The organism is Pseudarthrobacter sp. O4 (genome assembly GCF_050157025.1).
Classification (GTDB): Bacteria; Actinomycetota; Actinomycetes; order Actinomycetales; family Micrococcaceae; genus Arthrobacter.
Genome location: NZ_CP189591.1, coordinates 1,900,872 through 1,927,365, shown reverse-complemented (window position 1 = coordinate 1,927,365; position 26,494 = coordinate 1,900,872). Strand labels below are relative to the sequence as shown.

Below are 26,494 nucleotides of genomic sequence, written 5' to 3'. Positions count from 1 at the left end.
TGACCATTTCCATCACCACCGGCGACGAGGCCGCACAGTGAGCACCAGCGTCCCGGACCTAAACACGGCGGTTGAGGCGGCCCACGCCGCCTTCCTGCTCGGGCGACGCGCCGATTTGAGCACCCGGGCCGGATGGCTCGAGACGGTGGCCGCGGCCATGGAAGAGGACGCCGAGGTCCTCGTTCCGCTGGCCGCCCGCGAGACCAACCTCGGTGTCGCCAGACTCCAAGGCGAACTGAAGCGCACCGTTTTCCAGCTCCGACTGTTCGCCGCGGAAATCCGCTCGGGTGAGCACCTGGACGCCACCATCGACCACGCGGATCCCAACTGGGGGATGGGCTCCCGGCCCGATCTGCGGCGGATGAATGTGCCGTTGGGCGTTGTGGGCGTCTTCGGCGCCTCCAACTTCCCGTTTGCCTTCAGCGTCATGGGCGGGGACAGCGCATCGGCCCTCGCGGCCGGATGTTCCGTTGTCTACAAGGCCCACGAAGGGCACCCTGGACTCTCGCTCCGCACGGCTGAAACCGTGCAGCGCGGACTCCGTGAGGCGGGAGCACCGGAAGGTCTCTTCGCCCTGATCACGGGCCGGGCGGCGGCTGAAGCGCTGGTGGACCACCCGCTGGTTAAGGCCATCGGCTTCACAGGCTCCACGGCGGGCGGACGCGCGTTGGCGGAGCGGGCCTTCGCCAGGGCGGAGCCGATCCCGTTTTATGGAGAGCTCGGCGGCATCAACGCCGTCTTCGTGACCGAAAAGGCGTGGTCGGCGCGCAAGGACAGTATCCTCAGCGGCTACGCGGCGTCACTCAGCCTCGGCATGGGGCAGTTCTGCACCAAACCTGGCCTCCTCTTTGTCCCCGGGGGGACGACGGCGGAAGCCGGCGACATGCTGCGCGCAGCGTTCGCGGGCTTCGAGCCGGCGCCGCTGCTCACCGCACGGCTGCACGAGGGCTATCGCAATGCCGTCAAAGAGGTTGCCGGACAGCCGGGCGTGGAACCGCTTTTCGAGGGAAACTTCGATCCTGCCCCGATGCCGACCGTGCTGCGCGCGGCCAGCGCTGCGGTATTCGACCAGCCCGAGCTGCTGCGCCAGGAAATGTTCGGCCCGGCCAGCCTGCTCGTTGAATACCGGGAGGAGTCCGAGCTGACGGCTCTCGCCGAGCTGCTTGAGGGCCAGCTGACCACTACTCTGCAGGCCGAAGCGGACGACGACGTCACTGAACTCGCGGCCCGACTCGCCGACATCAGCGGACGGGTTCTCTGGAACGGCTGGCCCACCGGCGTCACCGTCAGTTTCGCCCAGCACCACGGCGGGCCTTACCCCGCCACGACTTCGGCCACGACGTCCGTGGGGACGGCCGCCGTCGGGCGCTTCATGCGTCCGGTGGCGCACCAGGATTTCCCCTCCTCACGGCTGCCGGAACCACTACAAGACACAAACCCATGGTCGGTGCCGCAACGCATCGATGGGACCTGGACCCGACCGCAGCCAAAGGTGGACGCCCGATGACTACTCCTAGCGAAAGCCTCCCCACGCGGCTGACGATGAGGGACGTACTGCCCGAGGACTCCGAGAACGCCCTGCTCATCGGCCGTGTCTGGGACGTTGACACCCGGGGCCCACGCGTCGCGGCTTTCCGCGGGGAAAACGCCTTCGATCTCCAGCCCATCACCGCCACCGTGTCGGATCTGCTCGAATCCAAGACTCTCCTCCCCGACGTCAGAGCGGCTATGACAACGCCTCGCTGGCGCACGGCTGACATCATAGATGCCTCAATGTCCAGGGACACTGAGCGCTCCCATTTGCTGGCTCCGGTAGATCTGCAGGTTATTAAGGCCTGCGGCGTGACCTTCGTGGACAGCATGATCGAACGGGTCATCGAGGAACGGGCCGGCGGCAATCCGCAACTGGCAGCAAAAATGCGGGACCGAGTCGGCGCAGCCCTTGGCGGCAGCCTGGCAGGAGTGCGGCCCGGATCGAAAGAAGCCGTTGAAGCCAAGAAAGTGCTGATAGAGGAAGGGCTCTGGTCCCAGTACCTCGAAGTGGGCATAGGTCCGGACCCGGAGGTTTTCACCAAGGCACCCGTGCTCTCGTCGGTCGGAACAGGCGCGATGATCGGGATCCCATCCTTCTCGTCCTGGAACAATCCGGAACCGGAGCTCGTCCTCCTCGTCAACTCGCGCGGAGCGGCTGTGGGAGCAACGCTCGGCAACGACGTGAACCTGCGCGATGTCGAGGGCCGCAGCGCACTGCTGCTGGGAAAGGCAAAGGACAACAACGCGTCCAGTGCGCTGGGCCCCTTCATCCGCCTGTTTGACGAGGAGTTCACTTTGGAGACCCTGCGCACCGAGGAAATTCTCCTCAAGGTCCAGGGCCCGGATGGCTACCTGCTGACGGGGAGCAGCAGCGTCGGCCGGATCAGCCGCAGCTTCGAAGAGCTGATTTCCGCGACACACGGCGACCACCACCAATATCCGGACGGCTTCGCTCTATACACCGGCACACTGTTCGCCCCCACACAGGACCGGGATGAGCCTGGCCGAGGGTTTACTCACCAGATGGGAGACACCGTGGAAATTTCCAGCTCTCATCTCGGAACACTGATCAACAAGGTGGGACCTACCGAAGAGCTCCCTCCCTGGAGCTACGGCCTCCGCGATCTGCTGGGCTATCTCCAGCGCGTTGGGGCCGACACGAGCCCGGCATCTGTCAACGCGGACTGACCGGGGGAGCGGCTGACGACCTGTGCTGTGGTGACCTGGACCGGCCCCGGCGCCGCCACGGCACAGGTTGAGCCTCATTAGATCGCTTCGCGGAGCCAGTTCTCGACGCCGGAGATATGGACAGTCAGCAAGGACCGGGCGAGCTCGCTATCGCCACGGCCCAGCGCCTCCACGATGGCGGCATGCTCGTCAATAGTACGTGTGACCGCGCGTTCCTCGGTCAGGCCGCGCCAGATCCTGGCTCGCACGGTGCCGCTGGAGAGGCCATCAAGGAGGCTTGCGAGGTAGCTGTTGCCGCTGGCTTGGGCAATGATGCGGTGGAATTCCAGGTCGTGGGAGACCAGTTCCTCTACCGAGGTGTCTTTCCGGACAGTGGCCATGCTTGCTCGGAGCAGGGCGAGCTGATCACTGCTGATCCGGCCGGCGGCGATGGCTGCAGCTGCCGGCTCCAGGATTCGACGCACCTCGAAGAGCTCGAGTACCGAGGTGTCCTGTTGCAGGTCCACGATGAAAGCCATGGCCTCTGACAGAAGCCGTGGCTCCAGACTCGTCACGTAGGTGCCGTCGCCACGGCGCACATCGAGAACACGGATGATTTCCAGAGCCTTGACCGCTTCACGTAACGAGCTCCGGGACAATCCGAGCTGTTCACTGAGTTCCTTCTCCGGCGGTAGGCGCTCTCCTGCCTTGAGCTGTCCCTCGAGGATCATTTCCTTGATCTTCAGAATTGCTTCATCGGTTACGGTCATAAGACTCATCCCCTCGGACAGGTTGGTGGTTTGCCACGCCGGGACATGGGTCATTCGTGAACGAAAGGGACGGAAGTGTTCAGTCCTACAGCCGGGCTGCGGGCAGCCGAAGTGCCTGGAGGCCCCCGTCAACGGCTATGGACGTACCAGTGGTGGAGCCGGAGAGCGGGCTGGCCAGGTAGACAACAGCCCCCGCGACTTCGTCCGCAGTGACCAGCCGGCCATGCGGCTGGCGGCCGTTCAGGGCCAGGCGTTCGGCGTCGGGATCGGGGGCGGCGTCCAGCAGCCGTCCCACCCAAGGTGTGTCCGCGGTGCCGGGGTTGACGCAGTTGACCCGGATCCCTTCGCGCAGATGGTCGGCAGCCATGGCTTGGGTGAGGGAGAGTACAGCCCCTTTAGTAGCGCTGTAGAGCGCGCGTTGGGGTAGCCCGGCGGTAGCGGCAATAGAGCAGGTGTTGACGATGGCGGCCGACGGCGACTCGCGCAACAGCGGCAGGGCGGCACGGGCAACGCGGACCATCCCGACGACGTTGATGTCCCAGACACGGTGCCATTCGTCGTCGTCGTTGTCCTCCACGGTGCCCTGGGCTCCCATGCCGGCGTTGTTGACGACGATGTCCAACCGGCCAAACGAGGCCCGCACCGTCTCGATGGCGGCCCGAACGGAAGCGTCGTTGGAGACGTCGCAGACCAGGCCGAGTTGGCCGTCCGGCAGACCGGTGGGGTGGAGGTCCAGCACGGCAACTTGGGCGCCGAACTCCTGCAGGCGGGCGGATATGGCGGCGCCGATCCCGGATGCCCCGCCGGTGACGACGGCGACGAGCTTCGTCATTTCCTGGCCCATTCAGGCTTCCTTGCTAGTGCTGGTGGCGACTTCGGGGTAGCGGTGCGGATCCGCGGCTTCCACCCGGGCAGGTGATAGCGGGACACGAGTGCGCACGTATGTCTGACGCTGCCGGCCCAGGCCCTCAATCTCGAGGTCTACGACGTCGCCCTCCTGCAAGTAGGGGTAGCGGCTGGAGAGTGCCACGCCCTCCGGAGTGCCAGTGAGGATGACGTCGCCCGGTTCCAGCAGCATGTACTGGCTCACGTGGTGCACCACGGTTGCGACGTCGAAGATCAGGTCCGCGGTGTTCGAATCCTGGCGCTCTTCCCCGTTCACCCAGCTGCGCAGCCGGAGGTTGCCGGCGTCCACTTCGTCGGCCGGGACCAGCCAGGGCCCCAGCGGCGTGGACTTGGGCAGCGATTTGCCCTTCGTCCATTGCCCGGCAGCGCCCGGAAGCTGGTACTCGCGCTCGGAGAGGTCATTGGCCACGAGGTAACCCGCGACGGCGGCCATCGCTTCCGCGGGCGTGTCCAGGTAGCTGGCTTCCCTGCCGATAACGATGCCCAGCTCCACTTCCCAGTCGTACTTGCGGCTGCCCGGCGGTATTGGGGCGTCGTCGCAAGGGCCGGCGACGGTATTGCTCGGTTTCAGGAATACCACCGGGGTCTCGGGCGCGGCGGACCCGGACTCCGCTGCGTGGGCGGCATAGTTCATGCCGATGCAGATCACGTTGCTGGGCCGGGCGAGAGGAGTTCCTATCCGAAGGCTGGCGGCCCCGGGCAGGACCGGCAGGGTGCCCGCCGCGAGGGCGGAGCGGAGCCGCGAAACCCCATCGGCAGCGAGGAACGCGCCGTCGATATCCGACGTGATGCTGCTCGCGTCATACGCCTTTTCCCCGCCGTCCACCGCCGAAGCGTAGACGACAGGTATCTCGTGTCCAACTGGACCCAGCCGTGCGATTTTCACTCTTGTCATATCCTTTCAGTCGCCTTCAAGGGGTCCCCGTGGCGCTCTGTCCGCCTAGCGAAACACGCAAACATCGGAGTTATGGGCGATTCGTAGTGAGGTTTCTGCGGGCATTTTATGCAAGTGTACTCGAAGGAATGATATCGACAAGCCATACATCCGATGTCTGTGGTCCGCATTGGGCATTCGTGAGATCCTCACGGGCCGCGAGGATGCTGGTCGCAAGCTCAGCGGCCGGTGCGCATCCGATCACGTGCGCAACTCACCACGGCGGACAAGTCGAGCCCGTAGGTCGGCCCTTCGCCGGAACCGTACTCCTCGAGCCGGGCCGCCCCGCGCTCGAAGAGCCGGAGCGCGCCAACGCTGTTACCCCGGGCGGCGTGGGTGAGCCCGACGCAGATCTGGGCGAGACCTTGCCACAGGTTGCGTTCTTCGGCCGGCCCAGCTTTCCAGCGGGCCTCGAGCACCTCATGGGCTGCGAACGGCCGGCCAGCGTCCACCAGGCTCCGGGCCGAGACCAACGTCTCCGCCGGCGGCAGCGGCTCCTCCGAGACCGGCTCGACGCCAGCGCTTCCGTACGGCAGCGGCCGCCCGAGAGCGTCACGTGGCCGGGCCTGCCGCGGGCGGCTTGATGCATCCCGATCCCTGTCACCGGTCATTGCAGTTTCCGCGCTGAGCGTGGACGTTACCAACCTTCATACGCCCAATGCTAAGACCCGCACCGTACCGCACCGTACCGAAAGTTGTTCCGGACGCTCGTCGGAGACGAGCTTTTTGGAACAACATATGTGTGACTGTTACCTACATTTGGCGGTTTTTCGCAGGTTCGTTTGGCGGTCTGGCCGATGCCGATGACCCATCGACAAGAACATTGCCCAGGAATAGCCTTAAGCCGTTCGAGAGTGACCCGACGACGATGACGGAGAGGTGCCCGACATGGGAACCGAAGAGAATGCTGAACTGGTCCGGCGCGGATACGAGGCCTTCATTGCAGGGGATGTGGCGACACTCGGCGAATTATTCGCGGAGAACGCTGTCTGGCATGCTGCCGGAAACGGCGTCCTATCGGGCAAAAAGCAGGGACGCGACGCTATCCTGGCGTACTTCGGCGAGCTGGGGACACGCTCCGGCGGCAGCTTCAAGGTCACCGTCCAGGAGATCATCGGAGGGGAAGACCACTCGGTGGCGCTGCAGCACGAGCATGCTGAGAGCAACGGCAAAACTTTGGACAGGGACGGCGCACTCGCGTTCCAGCTTCGGGACGGACAGATTACCGAGGGCCGGGAGTTCTTCGCAGACACGGCACAGGGTGACGCATTCTGGGCATAGCCTCCAGCCAGGACGGCCACCGCCATTCTTGTTCCACCCCTGTTACTGGGTGACCCCCGGGTTGCCGGTCCCTTAAATCCCGAAATCGACCGTTAGTGGCCCGCCTCAGTTAGGCGACCCCTTGTCGACCCGCCGGTGGACACCCAGGAACCGAGCGGCTCGTCCGGCACATCGTCGTCCGCTTCCTCGGTCTGGCAAATCACGAAGCCGCGCGCCTGGTAGTTCGCCAGGGCTGCGGGACCGTCGAGGGCACAGGTGTGGACCCAGACACGGGCCACCTGCGGGAGGTCGAAGCGCTGTGTCAGCGACCATGCCGCCGTGATGCCGTGTTCCAGAAGCCGACCCCCGAGGCCTCGGCCGATCGCCTGCTCTGCGAGGCCGAAGTACCTGACCTCGACGTGCGTGCCATCCTCGGCGACGACAGGTTGAAGGTGGACATAGCCCCACGGCACGCCCTCACCATAGAGGACCCAGAACTCTGTACCCGGCACCGCGAGCTCCTCGGCCCACTGCTGCCGTGTCCACTCAAGCCGATCCGTCCAGTGCCACGGCCCGCCGACCAGGCCATAGAGGAAGCGGGCGTACTCCGGTGTGACCCCAACAGCTCGGTCCAGACGTGTCTCATCGGGCAAAGGGCGCGCCGCCCAATCGGGCGGGAGGCGCATATGGAGCGTCGTGGTAGTGACCTTCATAGACATCTCAAGCCTTTCGATATCGATCGTATGTCAATCGTATTTGAGCCTGCCGGGATCGTGACTGCCCTGCAGTAGCATGAGCGGCAGAGTGTGACAGCAGCGCTGCGGACGGGACGGCCCGTTCGGTCGGTCGACACGGGGACGGCCTCGTGGAATGGGGTTCAACCCGTGTTTTCCTCTACTGGGCGATCCATTTTCACGCCCGTCGCTATTGTGCGCCTCGTGGTCGGCGGGGGCGCCGTCGTCGGATTGGTGTTTGCCGGGCCCCTGCTTGAGCCACCCGTTCCCACGCCGCTGCTGGTTGCTGCGCTCGTGGTCATCGTCGGTGTCGTTCTGGTCTGCGCCTTCGGGGTGGTCCATGAGGCCGAACATCTCGCCCACCGCCTTGGTGATCCCTACGGCTCCCTGGTCCTCACACTCTCGATCGTGTTGATCGAGGTGGTGCTCATTTCTGCCGTCATGCTGGGGCCCGGGGAGCACACCACCATCGCACGAGACTCGGTGATGGCCGTATCGATGATTATTCTCAATGCGGTGATCGGGCTCTCTCTTCTCGTCGGGGCGATCAAGCACGGCAATCTGGGCCACAACCGCACTGGCACCTCCTCCTATCTCGCCTTGCTCGTCGTTCTCGTCTCGTTGGCCTTTGCCCTGCCGGCCCTGATTGGTCGTGACGGCTCCTACACGCCGCGGCAGGAGATCCCCATCATCGTGCTGACCCTCGCCTTATATGCCTTCTTCCTCTACCGGCAGATGGGCAGGCAAGCCGACGACTTCCGGAAGTCGATCCACGATTCTCCGCCGGTCCGGGCTTACGTGGCAGCGACGCCTCCGAGCAGGGCCGCCGGAGCGTCATCCGCGTCATCGCCGAGCATCGTTCCGAGTTATTGCTGCGGATTGCGTTGCTTGTCGTGACGGTCTTGCCCATCGTGCTGCTCTCGCACGGCATGGCCACTCTTCTGGACGACGGGCTCGGGCGCGTCGGTGCGCCCGTGGCGCTTTCCGGCATTCTGATCGCCATGATTGTTTTCTTGCCCGAGTCGATCACGTCAGTGCGCGCCGCGCTGCAGGGCGAGATTCAGCGTGTCAGCAATCTATGTCATGGTGCACTGGTCTCCACGGTTGGCCTGACCATTCCCGCAGTCCTCGTTATCGGCCTCGTCACCGGCCAGGCCGTCGTTCTGGGCGAGTCCTCGGCCAACCTGTTACTCCTTGGCGTCACGTTGATGCTGTCGGTGACAACGCTTGCTTCCAAGAAGGTGACGGCGATGCACGGCGCAGCCCATCTCGTGGTCTTCGCGGTCTACGGCATCGCCGTATTCTCCTGAGCCTCGCGGGTTCGTCAAAGAAACAGACAGAGGCGCAGACAGGTCCACCGACATGAAACGTGGGGCAGTTTACATCCGCGCGAATTTGGTCTTCACCATCAGGTAAAGGCCGTAACAGATCAGGCCGGCACCGACGGCGGTCAGCAGATATACCCCGTACGGCTGCTCGCGCAGCGCCTTCAATCCGCCATCCAGGCCAGTGGACTCCTGAGGGCGGGCGTTTACGGTGGCAATGATGAACAGCAATCCCACCAGAAACAGTGCGATGCCCTCGGCTATGTAGCCGGCCACGCCCAACCCCGTCACAACGGACCGACCGGTGCCCGAGGGAGGCAGCCGCAGATCCTTCTTGAACGATGCCTTGAATCCGCGGACCACGAAGACAATGCCGACGACGGCGACCGCGGCCCCGATAATGATCAGTAGGAATGGACCCCCGGGAGCTTTCATGATTGAGACCGTGAAATCGCTGGTGGTTTGTCCGCTGTTCTTGCTGTTTCCGCTCGCGGAGGCAGCGAACGTCAGGGCCATGGCGGCGAACACCACTGCCTTGCCGCCTGCGGAAAGTCTGTTCCCCACCTTCTTCTTGGTTTCCTGCTGACCGTAGCCGAACACGGCGTTTCCGGTTTGCCACAGGGCCAAGGCCACACAGGCGCCGAATCCGGTCCACAGCAGCAGCAGCCCCTGGGGCTGGCCGGCGAGTTGGGCGACGGCACCGCCCTGGTCGGCCTGTCCCGCCTTGCCGAAGGCCAACTGGATGGCGACGGAGCCGGTCAGAACGTGCAACAGGCCGCTGACGGCAAAACCTGCCCTGGCAGCGATCACAAGAGCCCTGGAGTTCGATGCCTCCTCGACCGCGTTCGCGGCCTCGTTCAGCTCTTTCTTCATTCTTCGTTCCTTGGTGCAGGCGCGATGCGAATGCGGGGCGGGTAACACACCCATTTTGCCACGTGAGACCGCGCTGATACAGGCCCGGTCTGAGCCAGCGAAGACAGCCCGGGCATACACGGACCGTTCCGGCAAACGTGCTATCCGTCGCTGTCGGTTTCGGTGTCCTCTGTGCCGGTGTCGAAGGGCTTGCCTGCGGTCGGCGGCTCGCCGGCCGCGAGACGGTCCGACTCCCGAGCCCCAATAGGGGACTGGGCTCCACCGGATCCGGCTTCGGCAGGTGACGGTCCAGGCGGTACGGCCCCGGCTGTCGCAGAGCGGGTCACGGTCCGCTGTCCCTCGGTCATGGCGGGGTCGTTGAACACCTGCTCTACGGGCGCCTCGCCTGATTTGGCATGTTCCGGACGCGAGTGGTCACCCTGCGCCTTGGTGCCCGACTCGGCGATGTCGACCGCTTCGCCCACATCTGCACCGTTGCGGGCTTGATCGGCCGGGATGTCGGCACTCGGCGCGGGATGCCGGGCCTGGGATGCGGCGTCCTGGCCGCCGTGCGGATTCTCGGACATCGGCTTACCTTTGCGATTGGTGTCTGCCGCTTTTCGGTAGTAAGCCAGCTTACCTCCCGGCGGGCAGCTCGTCGAGGACAATGGGTCGCGACGGCCCGCAGCTAGTGTCGCGTGTTCATGAGTGACGGCCCGACCTGTCGCGGCTTACCGACGGCGGTGTGAGTCACTGCCGCATGTATGCGCTGTTATCGGCAGCCAACGAGTCGAAACAGATGAGAGAGCTCGTCTCACGGTGCCCGCGAGGGCCTCGGTCCGGTGCCGACGTAGGCCGCGAGGTGCTCGCCGGTGAGGGTGGAGCGGGCGGCTATCAGGCTGGCGGGTGTACCTTGGAAGACGAGCCTGCCGCCGTCGTGGCCGGCGCCGGGGCCGAGGTCGATGATCCAGTCGGCGTGCGCCATGACCGCCTGGTGATGCTCAATGACGATGACCGACTTGCCGGAGTCGACGAGCCGGTCGAGGAGGCCCAGCAGGTTCTGGACGTCGGCGAGGTGCAGGCCGGTGGTGGGCTCGTCGAGGACGTAGACGTCACCCTTCTCTGCCATCTGGGTGGCGAGCTTGACGCGCTGCCGCTCACCGCCGGACAGCGTGGTGAGCGGCTGGCCGAGGGTGAGGTAGCCGAGCCCGACGTCCACGAGCCGGTCGAGGATCTTGTGGGCCGCCGGCGTACGGGCCTCCCCTTCGCCAAAGAACACCTCGGCCTCGGTCATCGACATTGCCAGCACTTCGGCGATGTTGCGGCCGCCCAGCTTGTAGGCCAGCACCGCGGCCTGGAACCGCTTGCCCTCGCAGTCCTCGCAGGTGGACTCGACGGTGGCCATAACGCCCAGTTCGGTGAAGATGACGCCCGCGCCGTTGCATGTGGGACAGGCGCCTTCTGAGTTGGAGCTGAACAGCGCCGGCTTCACGCCGTTGGCCTTCGCGAACGCCTTGCGGATCGGCTCGAGAAGGCCCGTGTACGTCGCAGGGTTGCTGCGCCGCGACCCCTTGATGGCACCCTGGTCGATCACCACCACGCCGTCGCGGCCGTCCACCGAACCGTGGATCAGCGAACTCTTCCCTGAGCCGGCTACGCCAGTGACCACGCAGAGCACGCCGAGCGGGATGTCGACATCCACGCCCTGGAGATTGTTCGTGGACGCTCCACGGACCTCCAGTGCGCCCGACGACGGGCGTACCGATTCCTTAACCGCGGCCCGGTCGTCGAGGTGGCGGCCCGTGATGGTGGCACTCCCCCGCAGCCCCTCCACGCTTCCCTCGAAACAGACGCTGCCGCCCTCGGTGCCTGCGCCGGGACCGAGGTCAACGACGTGGTCGGCAATCGCGATGGTCTCCGGCTTGTGCTCGACGACGAGCACGGTGTTGCCCTTGTCGCGCAGCTGCAGCAGCAGCTGGTTCATCCGCTCGATGTCATGCGGGTGCAGGCCGATAGTCGGCTCGTCAAAGACGTAGGTGATGTCCGTGAGGGACGAGCCCAGGTGCCGGATCATCTTGGTGCGCTGGGCCTCCCCTCCGGACAGCGTGCCCGCAGGTCGGTCCAACGAGAGGTAACCCAGCCCGATTCCGGCGAACGAGTCGAGCAGGTGCTGCAAGCCCTTGAGGAGCGGGGCAACCGAAGGCTCGTTGAGCTCGCGGACCCAAGCGGCAAGGTCGCTGATCTGCATCTCGCACACGTCGGCGATGCTCTTGCCCTGGATCTTCGAGGACCTGGCCTCCGGGCTGAGCCGCGTTCCGTTGCACTCGGGGCAGGCCTGAAACGTGATGGCACGCTCCACGAAAGCCCGGATGTGAGGCTGCATCGCGTCGACGTCCTTGGAAAGGATCGATTTCTGGATCTTCGGGATCAGCCCCTCGTAGGTGAGATTGATGCCCTCGACCTTGATCTTGGTCGGTTCCTTGTACAGGAGGTCGTGCATTTCCTTTTTAGTGAACTTCGCGATCGGCTTGTCCATGTCAAAACCGGCGCCGCTGAAGATACGGCCATACCAGCCGTCCATGCTGTAGCCGGGAATCGTCAACGCACCTCCGCTGAGTGACTTCGTGTCGTCATACAGCGCCGTGAGGTCGAAGTCGGAGACCGAGCCCATGCCCTCGCAGCGCGAACACATGCCGCCCAGGTAGACCACCTCGCGCACCACGTTCCTCTCGACCCTGCCGGCCTTCTCGGTGCTCATCACCCCGCTCGCCTTCCGCGTCGGGACGTTGAAGGAGAACGCGGTAGGTGGCCCCACGTGCGGCGATCCCAGCCGGCTGAAGAGGATGCGCAGCATGGCGTTGGCGTCGGTGGCGGTGCCCACCGTGGAGCGCGGGTTGGCCCCCATCCGCTCCTGGTCGACGATGATCGCCGTCGTCAGCCCCTCGAGGTGGTCCACATCGGGCCGCGACAGGTTGGGCATGAAGCCCTGTACGAAGGCGCTGTAGGTCTCGTTGATCATCCGCTGCGACTCGGCCGCGATGGTGGCGAACACGAGAGAGCTCTTGCCCGAGCCGGAGACGCCCGTGAACACCGTCAGCCGGCGCTTCGGGATTTCGATGCTGATGTTTTTGAGGTTGTTCTCGCGCGCGCCCTGCACGCGGATCAGATCATGGCTGTCCGCTACGTGCAGCGCAGGCGATTCTGTGTCCGTCCTCGTGGCCATGCTCATCGTGTCTCCATCTGTTTGCGGGGCCGCCTGCGCGGACTCCGTAGGCGTCGCCCGGCTTGATCGTACTGCTTCGAGCAGTACGTCCGGTTCTCCTTCGTCGGCGCGGTCCGCTGTCTACCTCACTGGAGCAGCCCGCTGTCTACCTCACGGGTCCTGGAGCAGCCCGAGCACGTTGCCATCGGGGTCGGTGACGGTGGCCACTAGGCGGCCGCCGCCGACGTCGTGCACAGGCTCCTTCACGACGGCACCCGCGGCGGTCACCTCGGCCAGCTTCGCCTCGAGGTCCGGCACGTGCCAGTAGGCCACCGGTGAGGTCATCCCCTGCGGTCCACCGCCCGGCACCAGCCCGATGTGCTGGCCCGCGGCCTCGAAGCCGACATAGTAGGGCCCGTCGGTCTGCGGCGGTACGCCGAGCAGGGCGGCGTACACCGCCTTGGCCGTCGCCAGGTCGGAAACGGGATGCAGTACGGTCTTGATTCCCTGGGTGGAAGAGCCGGTCATAGTCACTCCTGAAGTCGTGGGTCTGGTCGGGATTGTCTGGCCCATCGGGACCATCTCCGGGCGGTCGCGGTAGAAAGGCCAGGGAGGCGTCCGGGTCGTTGTGCGGGAGGAAGCTAGCGTGCATGGTGATATCCATGACGGTCACGCTAGCTGCGGCTCGGGGGTCCGCGCTTCTCGATTCCGGATCGGTCTGGTCAGCTGTTTCGCGTCGATCCGGTCGCGGACGCGGTGCAGCCGCGCGGGGTGGCACAGGTGCTGCGCTGCGGCGGGGCTGCTGGTCACCTGCCCGATCGTGCCACGTCGCACCGGAGTTGTCTAGCGCCCCTGGCGTGCCACTCCACTCCGCGTCCGCTCTGCCCCCACGGACGTCACCTTTCCCCTCCGATAGGGTGTGGGAATGGTGCGTGGACTGGCCGATGCGGGACCGGCTTCGCGCCGCGATGACCTATGGGTATGGCGCCTTGGTTGGCGGGGGAACGGGGTACCAATGCGCAGCTTCACTTCCGTAGAGAACCGTATCGATGAGCGTGCGCATCGGTTTCTAGACCGCGCCCCTGCTGGCGGCGTCCGTTCGAGACTTACCGAGTTTGCCGTCTTCGGTCTCAAGCAAGCCTGGGCATGCATCTTTGGCGTTGCGCTCCTCGCCGTGATCTTGGCGGCACGCCTTTGGTATCCGGACGGCGCCGCACTGGCCAGGAACGATTTCCTGACCCTCGCCGCAGTCACTATCCAGATTCTGATGGTTGCGGCACGACTGGAAACCCTGCGGGAGCTCAGGGTGGTTGTTCTCTTCCATGTGGTCGGAACGGCGATGGAACTGTTCAAGACCGACGTCGGCTCGTGGTCGTATGAGGCCGAGGGCTTCCTGCGCATCGGGGCCGTCCCGCTCTTCAGCGGCTTCATGTATGCGGCAGTCGGTTCATACATGGTGCGCGTCTACCGGCTCTTCGATCTGCGCTTCGCCAGGTACCCGCGGCGGTGGGTCACGGCGATCCTGGCCGCAGCCATCTACGTGAACTTCTTCTCCCACCACTACACCATCGACGCACGCTGGGTTCTGCTGGCCGCCGTCGGCATCATCTACGGCCGGTGTGTCATGCACTTCCGGGTGTTCCGCAGGCAGTTCCGGATGCCGTTGGTTCTGGCGTTCCTGCTCGTGGCACTGTTCATCTGGATTGCCGAGAACATCGCGACGTGGTCCGGGGCGTGGCTCTACCCAAGCCAGCTGAACGGCTGGCACATGGTCTCGTCCGACAAGCTGGTCTCATGGTTCCTCCTGATGATCATCTCGGTGGTGCTGGTGGCATGGGTCTACAAGCCGGAGCCACCCGGACCGGCTGAGGAGGTCAGCGGTGCCGCGTCCGACGTCGGCGAGTCACCGGCGGTCCCGGCCGCCACCGCGGAAAACGGGGCCCCGCGGTAGCGCCGCCCCCGATCAGTGTTACGGCAGACGCGACGGTCGCAGCAGGCTGGAGGCGCCGGCGGCATCCGTTTGCGCGGCCTTGGGAGCCCCCGCCGTCGACCGTTGGGGCACTCCGCCGCGCGGAGTCTTTCCGCAGCGAGGCGTCACATTTTCGGGGACCCCCGGCCAGTAGCGCTAGACGCTCACCGCCAGATCGTAGTCTGCCCCGTGCATGTCCTCGCAGAGCGCCACGCAGGCACCGAAGCGGTTCTTGAACTCCGGGTCCTGCTTCCATGCGTCGCGGGACGCCTCGTCGGTCCACTCCGAAAACGACATATAGCGTCCCGGGACACCGCCGTCACGAAGGAGATTGGCAACCACCATGGACGGATAGTTCGCGCGGGACCACTGGAGGAACTCGGTCCACCGCCCCACGAACTCCTCGTCGTTCCCCTGCTTCACATGCCAGACCCCGGAGGCGTAATGCTCTGCCATCGGTCTCACACCCTTTCCAGAAGGTTTTTGATACGTCAATTCTAGAACCGGCAGCTTTGCGCGGAGCCGCTCTCAAGGCACCAGCCGATTGCTCCGGCGCTCTCGCCGTGGGCGAGACGCGAAGCCTGCTAGAACCCGAGCCCTTGTCATCCGCCCGGCGGCGCTGCTGCTGGACGAGCCGCTTTCCAATCTGGACGCGATGCTGCGCGGGGAAGCACTAACCGAGATCCGGTCCACCCAGAAGGCCGCCGGCACAACCTGCCTCTACGTCACGCACGATCATGAGGCTCGGCCGACTGTCGATAGTCGACAGCGTGGTCTCTTGGGCGAAAGACATTGGGGCATGCCCGCTAGCTTCGCCGCTCACTGCCAGCTAGTTCGTGGTGCTGGCACGAATAAGCGGAATCGGCCAACGTGCCGCCCGGATCGGATCGATTGCGTCGTCGGTGATCCCCGCAGTAAAGTCCTCGAACCCGAAGACCTTGAAAAGCGCCTCGCGTCCGAACTTGGAGCTGTCTGCGACGAAAAACGCCTCGGCAGCCACGGAACGCATTTTGCGTTTGAGTTCGATCGAATAGCTTGAGCTTGCGTAGATCCCGTCATCCATCACGGCACCCGCTCCGAAAACGGCCACGTTCACCCGCATGTTTTCGAGTTGCTGCAGCGAAGCCGGGCCCCACATGGAAGTGGTGCCCGGCAGGAGCTCGCCGCCGATAAACACCAGGTTGATGCGCGGTTTGCGTGAAATCTCGATCCCAACCAACAGATCGTGGGTAACCACGGTCAGACGCGAATGGTCGAGATGCCGTGCCACTTCCAGGCATGTCGTCCCGCTGTCGAGGAGGACCGTCTGGTTCTCAAGAATCCTGTCAGCCGTGGCAGCGCCGATCGCCTCCTTCTCCCGTGCCTGCAGTTCGGTCGCGCGAGCGGGGACGGAAGGCTCTGCAGGTGCGGCGCCGCCGTGTGTGCGCCGGATACTCTTCTCCTCTGCGAGACGCTCTAGGTCTCGACGAATCGTGGACGCATCCACTCCGTACTTTCGGGCAAGCGTGGTGACGCTCTGAAAGCCGTGCTCCTCGATGAGCTCGACAATCTCCTGGCGGCGCGACATCGGGCCCCTTTCCTAGGTATGAGCTAAAGGGTAGACGGATGCACGAATTCGCGCAATATTTGCACGCATTTCGGCAAAATTGCGCGAATCCCTCGACACCTGCGCGAATATGACCTAGCGTATGCACAGATCGGAGAAACCGATGCGCGGATTCATGCATCCGCATTGCGTGATCACAAAGGAGTGAATTGATGAAGCTTTTGCGTACATCAGCGTTTTTGGCCGCGGGGCTCTCAGCCGTCCTCATGACGGGCTGCGGTTCTGTCAACGACGGAGCCTCCGCTACGGCCGCACCGGGCGCCGGCGGTGACACCAAAGCATCAGACATGACCATGGTGACCGTAGTGAAGCTCAAGGGCATCGCATGGTTCGACCGCATGGACGAAGGTGTGCAGTCCTACGGCAAGCGCACCGGCATCGACACCCGCACCGAAGGCGGCGACGACGTCAGCCCCGAGAAGCAGATCAAGATCATCCAGGACCTGGTCGCACAGAAGCCGACAGCCATCACCGTGGTCCCGAATTCCCCGGAAGCCGTTGCCAACGTGCTGGCCCAGGCCAAAGCGAAGGGCATCATCACGGTCGCGCACGAGGCCACGGGAATCAAGAATGTCGACATCGACATCGAAGCCTTCGACAACGCCGTTTACGGCCAGAAGATCATGAAGAGCTTGGGCACCTGCATGGGAGGCAAGGGCGACTACGTCCAGTTTGTCGGTGGCCTCACAGCCAAGACCCACATGGAGTGGGTCGGCGCCGCCTACGACTTCCAGAAGTCGAACTTCCCCGACATGAAGCGCGTCGAGGATCCGATCGAAAGCACGGACAACGAGGCCGCGGCGTACCAGAAGGCCAAGGAAATCCTCGCGAAGCACCCGAACATCAAGGGATTTCAAGGCTCTGCCGGTAACGACGTTCCCGGCATCGCACGTGCTGTGGAAGAAGCCGGCAAGGCGAAGGAAATCTGCGTCATGGGTACGTCGATTCCCTCCGCTGCGAGCAAATACCTCGCAACCGGCGGAATCGACAAGATCTTCTTCTGGGATCCGGCGCTGGCCGGAGAGGCTCAGCTTGAGATCGCCCGCGTTCTTGCCACCGGGGGCAAGATCGAAGCCGGTACCGATCTGGGCATCAAGGGCTACAACAGCCTGAAGAAGCTGGACGGCTACGACAACGTGTTCCTGGGCGATGCATCCATCGAGGCGGATGCCGAATCCGCCAAGCAGTACAACTTCTGATAGTCCGGGGCGTGGGACGGCACCATGGTGCTGGCCCCACGCCCTCCTGAAAGGTTTCCGATATGACAAGCACTGCCCTCAAAGGGCCGCTCTCGCCTGTGCTCAAGGTGCGCAACATTGTCAAAACATTTGGTGGTGTCACCGCACTGAGCGACGTCTCGCTCGACCTGCTCCCCGGTGAGGTGCTCTGCCTCGCCGGCGAGAACGGCTGCGGAAAGTCGACGCTGATCAAGATCATCTCGGGCGCCGAGAGGCCGGACTCCGGCGAGATCGTCGTCGACGGCAATACGTATTCTTCGATGGATCCCACCGTCGCCATCAAGAGCGGGATCCAGGTCATTTACCAAGACTTCTCCTTGTTCCCCAACCTCACAGTGGCCGAGAACATCGTCCTGACCGCGGCGGTCGCTGGCCGCCGTCGACTTCACAGTGCGCGGAAGGCACGTCCCGCAGCGCAGGCCATCGTCGACGATCTCGGTTTAAATCTTGACCTGGACGCCGACGTGGAGCAGCTCTCAGTCGCGGACAAGCAGCTGACCGCGATCTGCCGTGCCCTCGTCAGCGATGCCCGCGTGCTGATCATGGACGAGCCGACCACGGCACTGACGCACACCGAGGTGGACAGGTTGTTCGTGATCGTAGAGCGTTTGCGCGCCAAGGGGGTGGGGCTCATTTTTGTTTCCCACAAGCTGGATGAGGTTCTCAAGATTTCGCAGCGCGTTGCGATCCTGCGTTCCGGTAAGAACGTTGTCACGAGCCCTGCCTCAACCCTGGATCCCAGAGCCATCGCTCTCCACATGACAGGGCGCGAACTGGATGAAACGCGACACGTAAGCCAGCTGGACCCTGCGTCGGAGGTCGTCCTGGAACTCGAGGGGCTCGGGCTGCGGGGGGCATACGAGGACGTTTCCTTCTGCCTCCGCCGTGGCGAGATCCTCGGCGTGACCGGCCTCCTCGGCTCGGGACGCACCGAAATTGCGGAATCACTCTTCGGCGCCGTACCGCACGACTCCGGCACCGTGAAAGTCAACGGTAAAGAGGTCCGCATCCGCTCCATCAAGGACGCGATCGAGGCGGGCATCGGCTACGTCCCGGAAGACCGACTGACCCAGGGGCTGTTCATGGATAAGTCGATTGCGGACAACATCATCGCCGGCTCCCCGAACGAGCACATGACGCGCCTCGGAACCCTGGACCTGCGCGCCGTACGCCAGACAATCCAGGACCTCTTTGCCCGGCTGCGTGTCAAGGCCCCTAACGTTCAGTCCCCGGTCCGAACCCTTTCAGGCGGAAATGCGCAACGCGTGGTGCTCGCCAAGTGGCTGGCTCGCCGTCCGCGCATCCTGATGCTGAACGGTCCGACCGTCGGTGTCGACATCGGATCGAAGGCAGAGATTCTGAGTATCCTCCGCGCCGAAGCAGCCGAGGGGATGGGCATCATCGTCATTTCCGACGACGCGCCCGAGCTGGTGGCCTGCTGCCACCGGGTGCTTGTCGTGCGGCACGGCAGGGTTGTTGAAGTCCTCGAAGACGCCGATGTCGCTGTGGACATTATCCGAGAGAAGGTGGCTGCATGAGCGGCACCAGGCTGGATACTCCGGCACGACTCGGACTGCTCCGGGGGCCGAACAACGAGGGCGTCCTCGCCGTCGTCCTCGTGGCCCTTATTGTGGCCATGTCCATCGCAAATCCCGTGTTCTTCACGCTGCCGACGGCCTTCAGTATCCTTCGCAGCTCGATTGTGCCGCTGATTTTTGCGCTCGGCGTCCTCATGGTGATCATCTCCGGCGGCATTGACGTGTCATTTGCTGCGATCGCAGTGTTTGCGGCGTACAGCACGGTGCGAGCGCTCGAATCGGGAATGCCTGACTTTGGGCTTGTCGGGGCCTTCGTACTGGCGCTGCTGATCGGAGCGTCGCTGGGCGTCATCAACGGCTTCCTCATAGCGAAGTTCAGGCTGCCGACCCTCATTGTCACTCTTGGTACCCAGGGCATCTTCAAGGGCGCACTGCTGACCTACGTCGGTTCCCGCTACATCGCCGACTTGCCGGAGTCGATGGCCCAGATCTCCACGACGAACCTGTTCGAACTCGAGACCTCCAGTGGGAGCGCCTACCTGCACGTCCTGGTGGTCCCGGCAGTTCTTCTGGCGCTAGGACTCGCCTGGGTTCTGCGGAGCACGATGTTCGGACGAAGCATCTACGCCATCGGCGGGGATGTGGAAGCCGCGCGCCGGGCCGGCATCCGGGTGGTCCGCACTCAACTGTTCGTCTATGTCATAGCCGGAACCATGGCAGCGGTGGGCGGGATGATCTACGTGATCATGGGACGCAGCGCCAGCCCCCAGATCCTCGTCGGAAGCGAACTCGACATAATTGCCGCCGTCGTCCTCGGCGGAGCATCGATCTTCGGCGGCCGGGGCTCGGTCCTGGGGACGACGCTGGGCGTCCTACTGGTCCAGGTGATCTACAACAGCCTCATTCTGGCAGGCGTGCCCAGCGCGTGGCAGCGGACCGCGGTCGGTGTCCTCCTGCTCGTCGGTGTTGGCATTCAGGCCGTAGCCTCCCGCCGGACCACCCAGGCCCGCATCCTCGATGAGGCCCCCCAGAAGCAGGAGGTTGCAGCATGAAACGCGCCGCTACAGAAACGAACTCCCTGAGCCGCTTCAACGACTCGGTCGACTCGGCCTGGACCCGCGTACTGGGCGGTGTGAGCCTGCAAGGCGGCGTCAAGCGGATGCTGGTTCTGCTCGTCATTGCGTTCGCCGTCTTCGCAGCCCTCAAGCCCTCGGTCTTCCTCAGCGGCACGAATCTGAGCAACATCGCCCTGAACTCGCCCGAAATCGGGGTGATCGCGATTGCCATGATGCTGGCAATGCTCACCGGCGGCATCGATCTGTCGCTGGTGGCCACGGCCAACCTCGCGGCCATCACAATGTCGACGATCTTTACGGCCGTTTCCGCCAGCGATCCGGCCCTGGCCGAGCAAGCCTTCCCGCTCATTCTCATGGCCGGCATCGCCGTAGGCGTTGTAGGCGGGTGCATCAACGGACTGCTGATCTCCGTGGTAGGCATCACCCCGATTCTCGCGACCCTCGGAACCATGCAGATTTTCAATGGGATTGCTGTTGCCTGGACGGGCGGCAAGACCCTGAACGGGACGCCCGCCGCCCTGACCTCTATCGGGGCATCCACCCTCGGCGGGATACCGACTCTCTTCTTCGTGTTTGTCCTCCTCGCCATTGCCATCGGCGTCATCATCAATCGCACCCCTCTTGGACTAAAGATTCAGCTGCAGGGCGCGAACCCGACGGCGGCACGTTATTCGGGCATCGCGAGCCAGCAGACACTCATGAGCACGTACGTACTTACGGGTCTGCTGAGCGGCATCGCAGGCGTATTCTTCATCGCCCGCAACCCCACGGCCTCTGCCGACTACGGTGCGTCCTACGTTCTCCTGGTCATCGTCATCGCTGTCCTTGGTGGCACCAATCCAAACGGCGGATTTGCCACCGTTCTGGGCGTCGTGTTGGCCACCCTCACCCTGCAGATCGTCTCCAGCGGCTTCACCGCACTGAGGCTCTCGTCCTATCAGTACGCGATCGCCCAGGGCCTGGTACTCGTGGCGGCCATGGCCTTCGAACAAGTCCGGTGGCGCCGCCGCCGTCGGCAGATAAAACCCGCGGTCCAGCCCACCTAGATCTGCTCCGGCTCAGGGCAGCAGACCAGCTTCCAGCACCGCCCTAGCCCCAATAACCTCCCCCGGCATCAACAGAAAGAAGATCGTGAAGAAGATCATTAACAAGCCAGAGGACTTCGTCAACGAGATGATCGAGGGAATCCTCCTCGCACACCCCGAAAAGCTGAAGACCCCCGGCGAAGACCCACGGATCCTCGTCCGCGCCGATGCTCCCGTCGCAGGCAAGGTAGGCATCGTCACCGGTGGCGGTTCCGGCCATCTCCCGCTGTTCAAGGGCTACGTCGGCCAGGGGCTTTGCTCGGGTGTGGCGATCGGCAATGTCTTCAGTTCGCCCAGTTCGCAGCAGTGTTTCGAGGCAACAAAAGCCGTCAGCGGCGGCGCCGGTGTGCTTTACCTCTACGGAAACTATGGCGGGGACGTCTTCAATTTCGATCTGGCAGCCGATCTGGCGGAGCTTGAAGACATTGAGACGCGGACCGTTGTGGGACGGGACGACGTTGCCAGCCAGCCGAAGGACAACCGTCTTGAACGACGCGGCGTCGCCGGCTTGATCTTCGCGTACAAGGCGGCCGGCGCGGCAGCCGAGCGCGGGGACAGCCTCGACGCGGTGGCAGCGGTCGCCGAGGACATAGTCGACAACACGGCGACGATGGGAATCGGATTGTCGCCGACCATCCTTCCCACCACGGCTGCCTTGAGCTTCGACCTGCCTGACGGCGAAATGGAAATCGGAATCGGAATCCACGGAGAGCCGGGCATCCATCGTGGTCCCCTGGAGACGGCGGACGCCATTACGGACCGGCTGGTTGACGCGCTCGTCGAAGATCTCGACCTGTACGACGGCGACACAGTCGCCGTGCTTGTGAACGGCATGGGTGCAACGCCCCTGGAAGAGCTCTATGTCATGTACCGCCGCGTGCACCAGATCCTCTCCGGACGTGGCGTTTCGATCGCCAAGAACTACATCGGCGAATACGCGACCAGCCTGGAGATGGCAGGCGCCTCCATCTCACTTCTCAAGCTCAACGACGCCCGGCTTGCGCTGCTGGAGGCGCCCGCGTCCTCACCGTTCTTCCAGGAGGTTTGAACCATGCACTCTACAGAGCTGATTGAACAGATCCAGCGCAGCCTGACAGAGGTGGTCAAGTACGCGGACGAGCTGCGTGACCTCGACCAGGCGCTGGGGGATGGTGACCTTGGTATCACCATCACGCTCGGAGCAGGGGCAGTCATCGAAGCCCTGGCGGAGCTTCCGGATGGGGCCACGCCGGCCGAGATTTCGCGCGCCTGTGCAAAGGCTTTCGCCAACGCCAATCCTTCGACGATGGCGGCCTTGGTGGCCGGCGGATTGCTCGCAGGATCAAAGACGTGGAAAGACCTCGACAACGTGGACCTCGCGGCGGCCGCACGATTCGTGCGGGCCGCGGGCGACAATATCGCGCAGCGTGGCAAGACTCAGATCGGTGACAAGACCATCGTTGATGCCATCATGCCTGCCGCAGATGCTCTCGACGCTGGGGAGGATGGAGCGGGCGGCCTCGATGCGGCCATCGCTGCGGCCGAAAAGGCAGTGATCGACACACGTTCGCTGCGCTCTCGGCGAGGACGTGCCGCCTGGCTTCAGGAGCGCAGCATCGGCCTCCAGGACCCGGGGGCAACCGCAATGTGGCGCTTCCTTGAATCCTGGCGCACGGCCTCCGTGCCCGCCAGGTCCTAATAGCGAGCGTCTCCAAGGGAGTAGGAAAAAATGAAAGTTCTCGTAACAGGATCCCGTGGCAAGGTGGGCACAGCTGTTGTCCGTGCCTTGATCTCGGCCGGACATGATGTCACTGGCTCGGACCTCAGCCGCCACGCTTTTGACCGAATCCTGCCCGGGGAACCGGACTATCAGCAGGCGGACCTCACGGATGCCGGCCAAGCATACGGGACCGTTCGTGGCTTCGACGCGGTGGTCCACGCCGGGGCCATTCCCGAACCAACCCACAACCCGCCGCACATTGTGTTCCAGAACAACATCATGGGCACCTTCAACATGATTGAGGCCTCCATTCGGGCGGGCGTCAAAGTCTTCGTCAACATCTCCAGCGAAACCGTTCCGGGGTTCTTCTTCCCCGAGCGCCCTGTCCTCCCCGACTACGCACCGGTCGACGAGAGCCACCCGATCCGGCCACAGGATCCGTACGCCCTGTCCAAGGTGTTCGGCGAAGAGCTGTGCGACGCCGCGGTGCGCCGTAGCGATATGCGCTGCATTTCCATCCGGCCGAGTCACGTTCAGCACCCGGGCAACTACGAACGGAACCTTGGCGGTCAAGTCCGTGACGCCGGGCAGCTGAGCCCAAACCTGTGGAGCTACGTTGACTCGGAAGACCTCGCCGACGCAATCGTGCTGGCCGTTGAATCAAACATTCCTGGTCACGAAGTCTTTTACATCGCCAACCCCGACAACGTCGGCGGGCGCGACTTCGCCGCCGTGCTCAAAGAGTATTACGGGGATCAGATTGAGCTGCGAGAGCTGGACCGGGTTGATGCCTCCGGTATCTCATGTGCAAAGGCAGAACGGATGCTCGGCTGGAAAGCCAAGCGGTCGTGGCGTGATCACCTGGACACCGAAGGCCACGCCATCGAGCGATAGCCCTTCGTGAATCTTCCCCGCCGCTGGCTGGGGGAGTATGCGCAGGTCACGCCACAACACCAGTGATGGGGTTGCCACCGAAAACGTTGTCGCATTGACCGGCCGGGCTTCGGCCTGTGGAAGGATGATCGTCATTTTCAAGGCTCGCGGGGCGGACTTCCGCCACAATGTGATCAATGTTCGAGCCGCCCTTTCGTCGAGGGCGGGCCACGGACCTCGGGCGGTGGGCAAGTGATGCGGGACGTTGTCCTGGGCATCGATATCGGCACGTCCAGCAGCAAGGGCGTACTGGTCGATTTCGGCGGCACGATTCATGCAACAGCAGTGCGCGATCACGAGGTGTCCAGACCAGCTCCAGGGCATGTGGAAATGGACGCTGCCATCTGGTGGCAGGAGTTCATTGACATTTCCCGTGAGCTGACAGCTACGGAAAACGTCCGCGTAGTAGGAGTCGGGGTCAGCGGCATGGGACCTTGCGTCCTTGTTGCGGATGAGTATGCCAGGGCACTTCGTCCCGCGATCCTCTACGGCATCGACGCCCGGGCCGTGGAGCAGATTGCCAACATTAACAGGCAATTCGGTGAGCAATCGATCGTTGATCGGTGCGGATCAGCGCTGTCCACCCAGGCTGTCGGGCCCAAGCTGGCGTGGCTGTCCGATCACGAACCGGGCATCGCTTCACGCGCCCGCAGGCTCTTCATGCCGAGCTCCTGGCTGGCTTATCAGCTGACGGGCGAATACATTCTCGACCATCACTCGGCGAGCCAGTGTACGCCCATGTATGACACGTCCGCGCACGAGTGGTATCCGCCGTTTGCGGATCCGCTGATTCAGTCCATCGATCTGCCCCGGCTTGTCTGGCCCGGAGACATTGTCGGCCACGTGAATGCGGTGGCTTCGGACAGGACAGGCATCCCGAAGGGTGTGCCGGTCATCGGCGGAACAATTGATGCCTGGTCGGAAGCAGTGAGTGTGGGCGCCCAGCGGCCAGGCGATTTGATGTTGATGTACGGCACAACCATGTTCCTGATAAATACTCTGCAGGCAAGAGCGACATCGTCCTCATTGTGGGGCACGGTCGGCGTGGTGCCGGGTACTTACAACCTGGCCGGCGGCATGGCAACGTCCGGTGCCATCACAGCCTGGCTTCGGAAGATGGTTGGTTCCCCTGACTTTTCAACTCTGCTCTCCGAGGCAGATAACTCAGGCCCCGGGGCGAAGGGGTTGCTCATGCTCCCGTATTTTGCGGGGGAGCGCACACCCGTAGCGGATCCGAATGCCCGTGGACTTGTCGCTGGACTCACTTTGGACCACACCCGTGGCGACCTGTATAGGGCCACTCTGGAGGCAACCGCGTTTGGAGTCCGACACAACGTTGAGGCCTTGGCAGGCATGGGCGGAGTCGTGCGACGCACGATCTCCGTTGGCGGCGGCACACAGGGTGGCCTGTGGACCCAGATCGTTTCTGACGTTACCGGCTTGGAACAGCAGACACCTTCTGTGACCATCGGGGCCAGTTTCGGAGCCGCCTATCTGGCCGCGGACGCGCTGGGCTCAGTTGCTATCGATGACTGGAACCCCATCGTCTCAGTGACCCGGCCGCGCGAGGAATCGTCGGCGAGATATGGAACTCTCTACGGGCTGTACCGGGAGCTTTACGAGTCCACGGCTTCGGTTACCCACCGACTCGTTGATCTTGCTTCGCCGTGACACAAGAAATGCGTCTGCGCACCCGATGGTGGTCAAGCTCTTGAATCACGCCTTCATAGGGCCCTTCGTCACGCATCTGTGGCGCCGGCGTCTACCCGGCGACGGCGGCGGCGACGGCCGTCTCGGCAGTACCGCCGGTGGTGGCCAGCCGCAGCCGGCCGACGCGTTCGCTGAGGATCCGGCGGGCTTCGCCGGGCAGCCCGTCGTCGCTGATGAGCTCGTCGGCGTCGTCCAGGCCGGCGATGGTGCTGATGCCCAGGATGCCCCACTTCGTGTGGTCTGCCAGCACCACCACCCGGCGGGCTGCCGCCACGAAGGCGCGGTCCGTTTCGGCTTCGAGCACGTTCGGGGTGGTGAACCCGGCGTCGGCGTCGACGCCGTGGACGCCGAGGAACAGCACGTCGAGGTGCAGTTGTTTGAGGGCGGCCGTGGCCAGCGGCCCCACCAGGGCGTCGGAGGGGGTGCGTTCGCCGCCGGTGAGGATCACGGTGGACGGGGAGGTGCTCTGGTGGAAGACGTCGGCGATCCGTACGGAGTTGGTGACCACGGTGATCCGGGGCCCGGCGGCCAGCAGCCGGGCCAGCGCCCAGGTGGTGGTGCCGGCGCTGAGCCCCACCGCCATTCCCTCGCGGACCTGGCCGGCGGCCTCGTGCGCGATCGCGGTTTTTTCCTCCTGCAGCTGGGTCACCTTCAGCTCGAAGCCGGGCTCGTGGGTGCTCACGCCGCCGGGCAGCTTGGCCCCGCCGTGGATCCTTTCCACGGCGCCGGCCGCGTCGAGTATCTCGATGTCCCGCCGGACGGTCATGAGGGACACGCCCAGCAGCCGGGCGAGGTCCGCGACGCGGACGATCCGCTCGCGCTGGACCTCCGCGACGATGGCTGAGTGGCGGGCTGCGGCAAGCATTTCTTGTCCTTACTGGCGTCTTGAATTACTGGCGTGGGGAATGAGTGTTGCGGGAACGGACGACGGCGACTGCTCCGGCTTACTCCTGCACA

Annotated in this window: 24 protein-coding genes and 1 pseudogene; 13 read left to right on the top strand and 12 right to left on the bottom strand. The window is 64.1% G+C overall.

Going from position 1 to position 26,494, the window contains the following annotated elements:
• Positions 1 to 37: 37 nt before the first annotated feature.
• Entirely contained in the window at positions 38 to 1,507 is a 1,470-nt protein-coding gene (locus tag ACQCSU_RS08860) for an aldehyde dehydrogenase (NADP(+)) (protein ID WP_426979371.1), read from the top strand.
• Positions 1,504 to 2,721 carry a fumarylacetoacetate hydrolase family protein gene (locus ACQCSU_RS08855; protein WP_426979370.1) on the top strand — a complete coding sequence of 406 codons (1,218 nt, stop codon included), beginning with the start codon at positions 1,504 to 1,506 and terminating at the stop codon, positions 2,719 to 2,721. Before ACQCSU_RS08860 ends, ACQCSU_RS08855 begins: the two co-directional genes overlap by 4 nt.
• Before the next feature lie 77 nt (positions 2,722 to 2,798).
• Here ACQCSU_RS08855 and ACQCSU_RS08850 read toward each other — a convergent pair whose 3' ends face one another.
• From ACQCSU_RS08850 to ACQCSU_RS08835, 4 genes are all read right to left on the bottom strand, one after another.
• Positions 2,799 to 3,470 (bottom strand): FadR/GntR family transcriptional regulator, encoded by a 672-nt coding sequence (locus ACQCSU_RS08850; RefSeq protein ID WP_426979369.1) that lies wholly within the window; start codon positions 3,468 to 3,470, stop codon positions 2,799 to 2,801.
• Between the two features lie 85 nt (positions 3,471 to 3,555).
• Entirely contained in the window at positions 3,556 to 4,314 is a 759-nt protein-coding gene (locus ACQCSU_RS08845) for an SDR family NAD(P)-dependent oxidoreductase (RefSeq protein ID WP_426979368.1), read from the bottom strand.
• On the bottom strand, positions 4,315 to 5,262 hold the full coding sequence (locus ACQCSU_RS08840; RefSeq protein WP_426979367.1) for a fumarylacetoacetate hydrolase family protein: 948 nt from the start codon (positions 5,260 to 5,262) through the stop codon (positions 4,315 to 4,317). It lies immediately after the preceding gene.
• A gap of 227 nt (positions 5,263 to 5,489) precedes the next feature.
• Positions 5,490 to 5,954 (bottom strand): DUF309 domain-containing protein, encoded by a 465-nt coding sequence (locus ACQCSU_RS08835; protein ID WP_426979366.1) that lies wholly within the window; start codon positions 5,952 to 5,954, stop codon positions 5,490 to 5,492.
• 244 nt (positions 5,955 to 6,198) lie between these two features.
• Between ACQCSU_RS08835 and ACQCSU_RS08830 the strand changes: the two genes are divergently transcribed.
• Positions 6,199 to 6,591 carry a nuclear transport factor 2 family protein gene (locus ACQCSU_RS08830; protein ID WP_426979365.1) on the top strand — a complete coding sequence of 131 codons (393 nt, stop codon included), beginning with the start codon at positions 6,199 to 6,201 and terminating at the stop codon, positions 6,589 to 6,591.
• Positions 6,592 to 6,683: 92 nt separating this feature from the next.
• Here ACQCSU_RS08830 and ACQCSU_RS08825 read toward each other — a convergent pair whose 3' ends face one another.
• Positions 6,684 to 7,283, bottom strand: a complete 600-nt coding sequence (locus tag ACQCSU_RS08825; RefSeq protein ID WP_426979364.1) for a GNAT family N-acetyltransferase — start codon at positions 7,281 to 7,283, stop codon at positions 6,684 to 6,686.
• A 171-nt stretch (positions 7,284 to 7,454) separates the two neighbouring features.
• Between ACQCSU_RS08825 and ACQCSU_RS08820 the strand changes: the two are divergent.
• A pseudogene (locus ACQCSU_RS08820) lies at positions 7,455 to 8,614 on the top strand (calcium:proton antiporter).
• 69 nt (positions 8,615 to 8,683) lie between these two features.
• On the opposite strand, the gene ACQCSU_RS08815 reads toward ACQCSU_RS08820, so the two are convergent.
• From ACQCSU_RS08815 to ACQCSU_RS08800, 4 genes are all read right to left on the bottom strand, one after another.
• Positions 8,684 to 9,502 (bottom strand): DUF1206 domain-containing protein, encoded by an 819-nt coding sequence (locus tag ACQCSU_RS08815; RefSeq protein WP_426979363.1) that lies wholly within the window; start codon positions 9,500 to 9,502, stop codon positions 8,684 to 8,686.
• A 140-nt stretch (positions 9,503 to 9,642) separates the two neighbouring features.
• Positions 9,643 to 10,068 carry a hypothetical protein gene (locus ACQCSU_RS08810; RefSeq protein WP_426979362.1) on the bottom strand — a complete coding sequence of 142 codons (426 nt, stop codon included), beginning with the start codon at positions 10,066 to 10,068 and terminating at the stop codon, positions 9,643 to 9,645.
• Between the two features lie 227 nt (positions 10,069 to 10,295).
• Positions 10,296 to 12,710 carry an ATP-binding cassette domain-containing protein gene (locus tag ACQCSU_RS08805; protein ID WP_426979361.1) on the bottom strand — a complete coding sequence of 805 codons (2,415 nt, stop codon included), beginning with the start codon at positions 12,708 to 12,710 and terminating at the stop codon, positions 10,296 to 10,298.
• A 144-nt stretch (positions 12,711 to 12,854) separates the two neighbouring features.
• Positions 12,855 to 13,211: a VOC family protein gene (locus tag ACQCSU_RS08800; RefSeq protein WP_426979360.1), complete on the bottom strand. Its 357-nt coding sequence runs from the start codon at positions 13,209 to 13,211 to the stop codon at positions 12,855 to 12,857.
• A 487-nt stretch (positions 13,212 to 13,698) separates the two neighbouring features.
• Between ACQCSU_RS08800 and ACQCSU_RS08795 the strand changes: the two genes are divergently transcribed.
• Positions 13,699 to 14,634, top strand: coding sequence for a DUF817 domain-containing protein (locus tag ACQCSU_RS08795; protein ID WP_426979359.1), 936 nt, complete (start codon positions 13,699 to 13,701; stop codon positions 14,632 to 14,634).
• Between the two features lie 174 nt (positions 14,635 to 14,808).
• On the opposite strand, the gene ACQCSU_RS08790 is transcribed toward ACQCSU_RS08795, so the two are convergent.
• Together ACQCSU_RS08790 and ACQCSU_RS08785 are read right to left on the bottom strand one after the other, a co-directional pair.
• Positions 14,809 to 15,108 (bottom strand): antibiotic biosynthesis monooxygenase family protein, encoded by a 300-nt coding sequence (locus ACQCSU_RS08790; RefSeq protein WP_426979358.1) that lies wholly within the window; start codon positions 15,106 to 15,108, stop codon positions 14,809 to 14,811.
• Positions 15,109 to 15,481: 373 nt separating this feature from the next.
• A complete protein-coding gene (locus ACQCSU_RS08785) occupies positions 15,482 to 16,219 on the bottom strand; it encodes a DeoR/GlpR family DNA-binding transcription regulator (protein WP_426979357.1) in 738 nt (245 codons plus the stop codon).
• 191 nt (positions 16,220 to 16,410) lie between these two features.
• On the opposite strand from ACQCSU_RS08785, the gene ACQCSU_RS08780 reads away from it, so the two are divergent.
• The 8 genes from ACQCSU_RS08780 to ACQCSU_RS08745 all read left to right on the top strand — a co-directional run bounded on the left by ACQCSU_RS08780 (position 16,411) and on the right by ACQCSU_RS08745 (position 25,498).
• Entirely contained in the window at positions 16,411 to 17,457 is a 1,047-nt protein-coding gene (locus ACQCSU_RS08780; RefSeq protein WP_426979356.1) for a substrate-binding domain-containing protein, read from the top strand.
• A 62-nt stretch (positions 17,458 to 17,519) separates the two neighbouring features.
• On the top strand, positions 17,520 to 19,034 hold the full coding sequence (locus ACQCSU_RS08775) for a sugar ABC transporter ATP-binding protein (protein WP_426979355.1): 1,515 nt from the start codon (positions 17,520 to 17,522) through the stop codon (positions 19,032 to 19,034).
• Positions 19,031 to 20,086 (top strand): ABC transporter permease, encoded by a 1,056-nt coding sequence (locus tag ACQCSU_RS08770; RefSeq protein WP_426979354.1) that lies wholly within the window; start codon positions 19,031 to 19,033, stop codon positions 20,084 to 20,086. The genes ACQCSU_RS08775 and ACQCSU_RS08770 overlap by 4 nt, the downstream gene beginning before the upstream one ends.
• Positions 20,083 to 21,156 (top strand): ABC transporter permease, encoded by a 1,074-nt coding sequence (locus tag ACQCSU_RS08765; RefSeq protein WP_426979353.1) that lies wholly within the window; start codon positions 20,083 to 20,085, stop codon positions 21,154 to 21,156. The genes ACQCSU_RS08770 and ACQCSU_RS08765 overlap by 4 nt, the downstream gene beginning before the upstream one ends.
• 85 nt (positions 21,157 to 21,241) lie before the next feature.
• Complete coding sequence (locus ACQCSU_RS08760) at positions 21,242 to 22,243, top strand: dihydroxyacetone kinase subunit DhaK (RefSeq protein ID WP_426979352.1); 1,002 nt, start codon at positions 21,242 to 21,244, stop codon at positions 22,241 to 22,243.
• Between the two features lie 3 nt (positions 22,244 to 22,246).
• Positions 22,247 to 22,873, top strand: coding sequence for a DAK2 domain-containing protein (locus ACQCSU_RS08755; protein WP_426979351.1), 627 nt, complete (start codon positions 22,247 to 22,249; stop codon positions 22,871 to 22,873).
• Between the two features lie 30 nt (positions 22,874 to 22,903).
• Complete coding sequence (locus ACQCSU_RS08750; RefSeq protein WP_426979350.1) at positions 22,904 to 23,788, top strand: NAD-dependent epimerase/dehydratase family protein; 885 nt, start codon at positions 22,904 to 22,906, stop codon at positions 23,786 to 23,788.
• A 234-nt stretch (positions 23,789 to 24,022) separates the two neighbouring features.
• Positions 24,023 to 25,498 carry an FGGY-family carbohydrate kinase gene (locus tag ACQCSU_RS08745; protein ID WP_426979349.1) on the top strand — a complete coding sequence of 492 codons (1,476 nt, stop codon included), beginning with the start codon at positions 24,023 to 24,025 and terminating at the stop codon, positions 25,496 to 25,498.
• Between the two features lie 91 nt (positions 25,499 to 25,589).
• Here ACQCSU_RS08745 and ACQCSU_RS08740 read toward each other — a convergent pair whose 3' ends face one another.
• Positions 25,590 to 26,402 (bottom strand): DeoR/GlpR family DNA-binding transcription regulator, encoded by an 813-nt coding sequence (locus ACQCSU_RS08740; RefSeq protein ID WP_426979348.1) that lies wholly within the window; start codon positions 26,400 to 26,402, stop codon positions 25,590 to 25,592.
• Positions 26,403 to 26,494 lie beyond the last annotated feature (92 nt).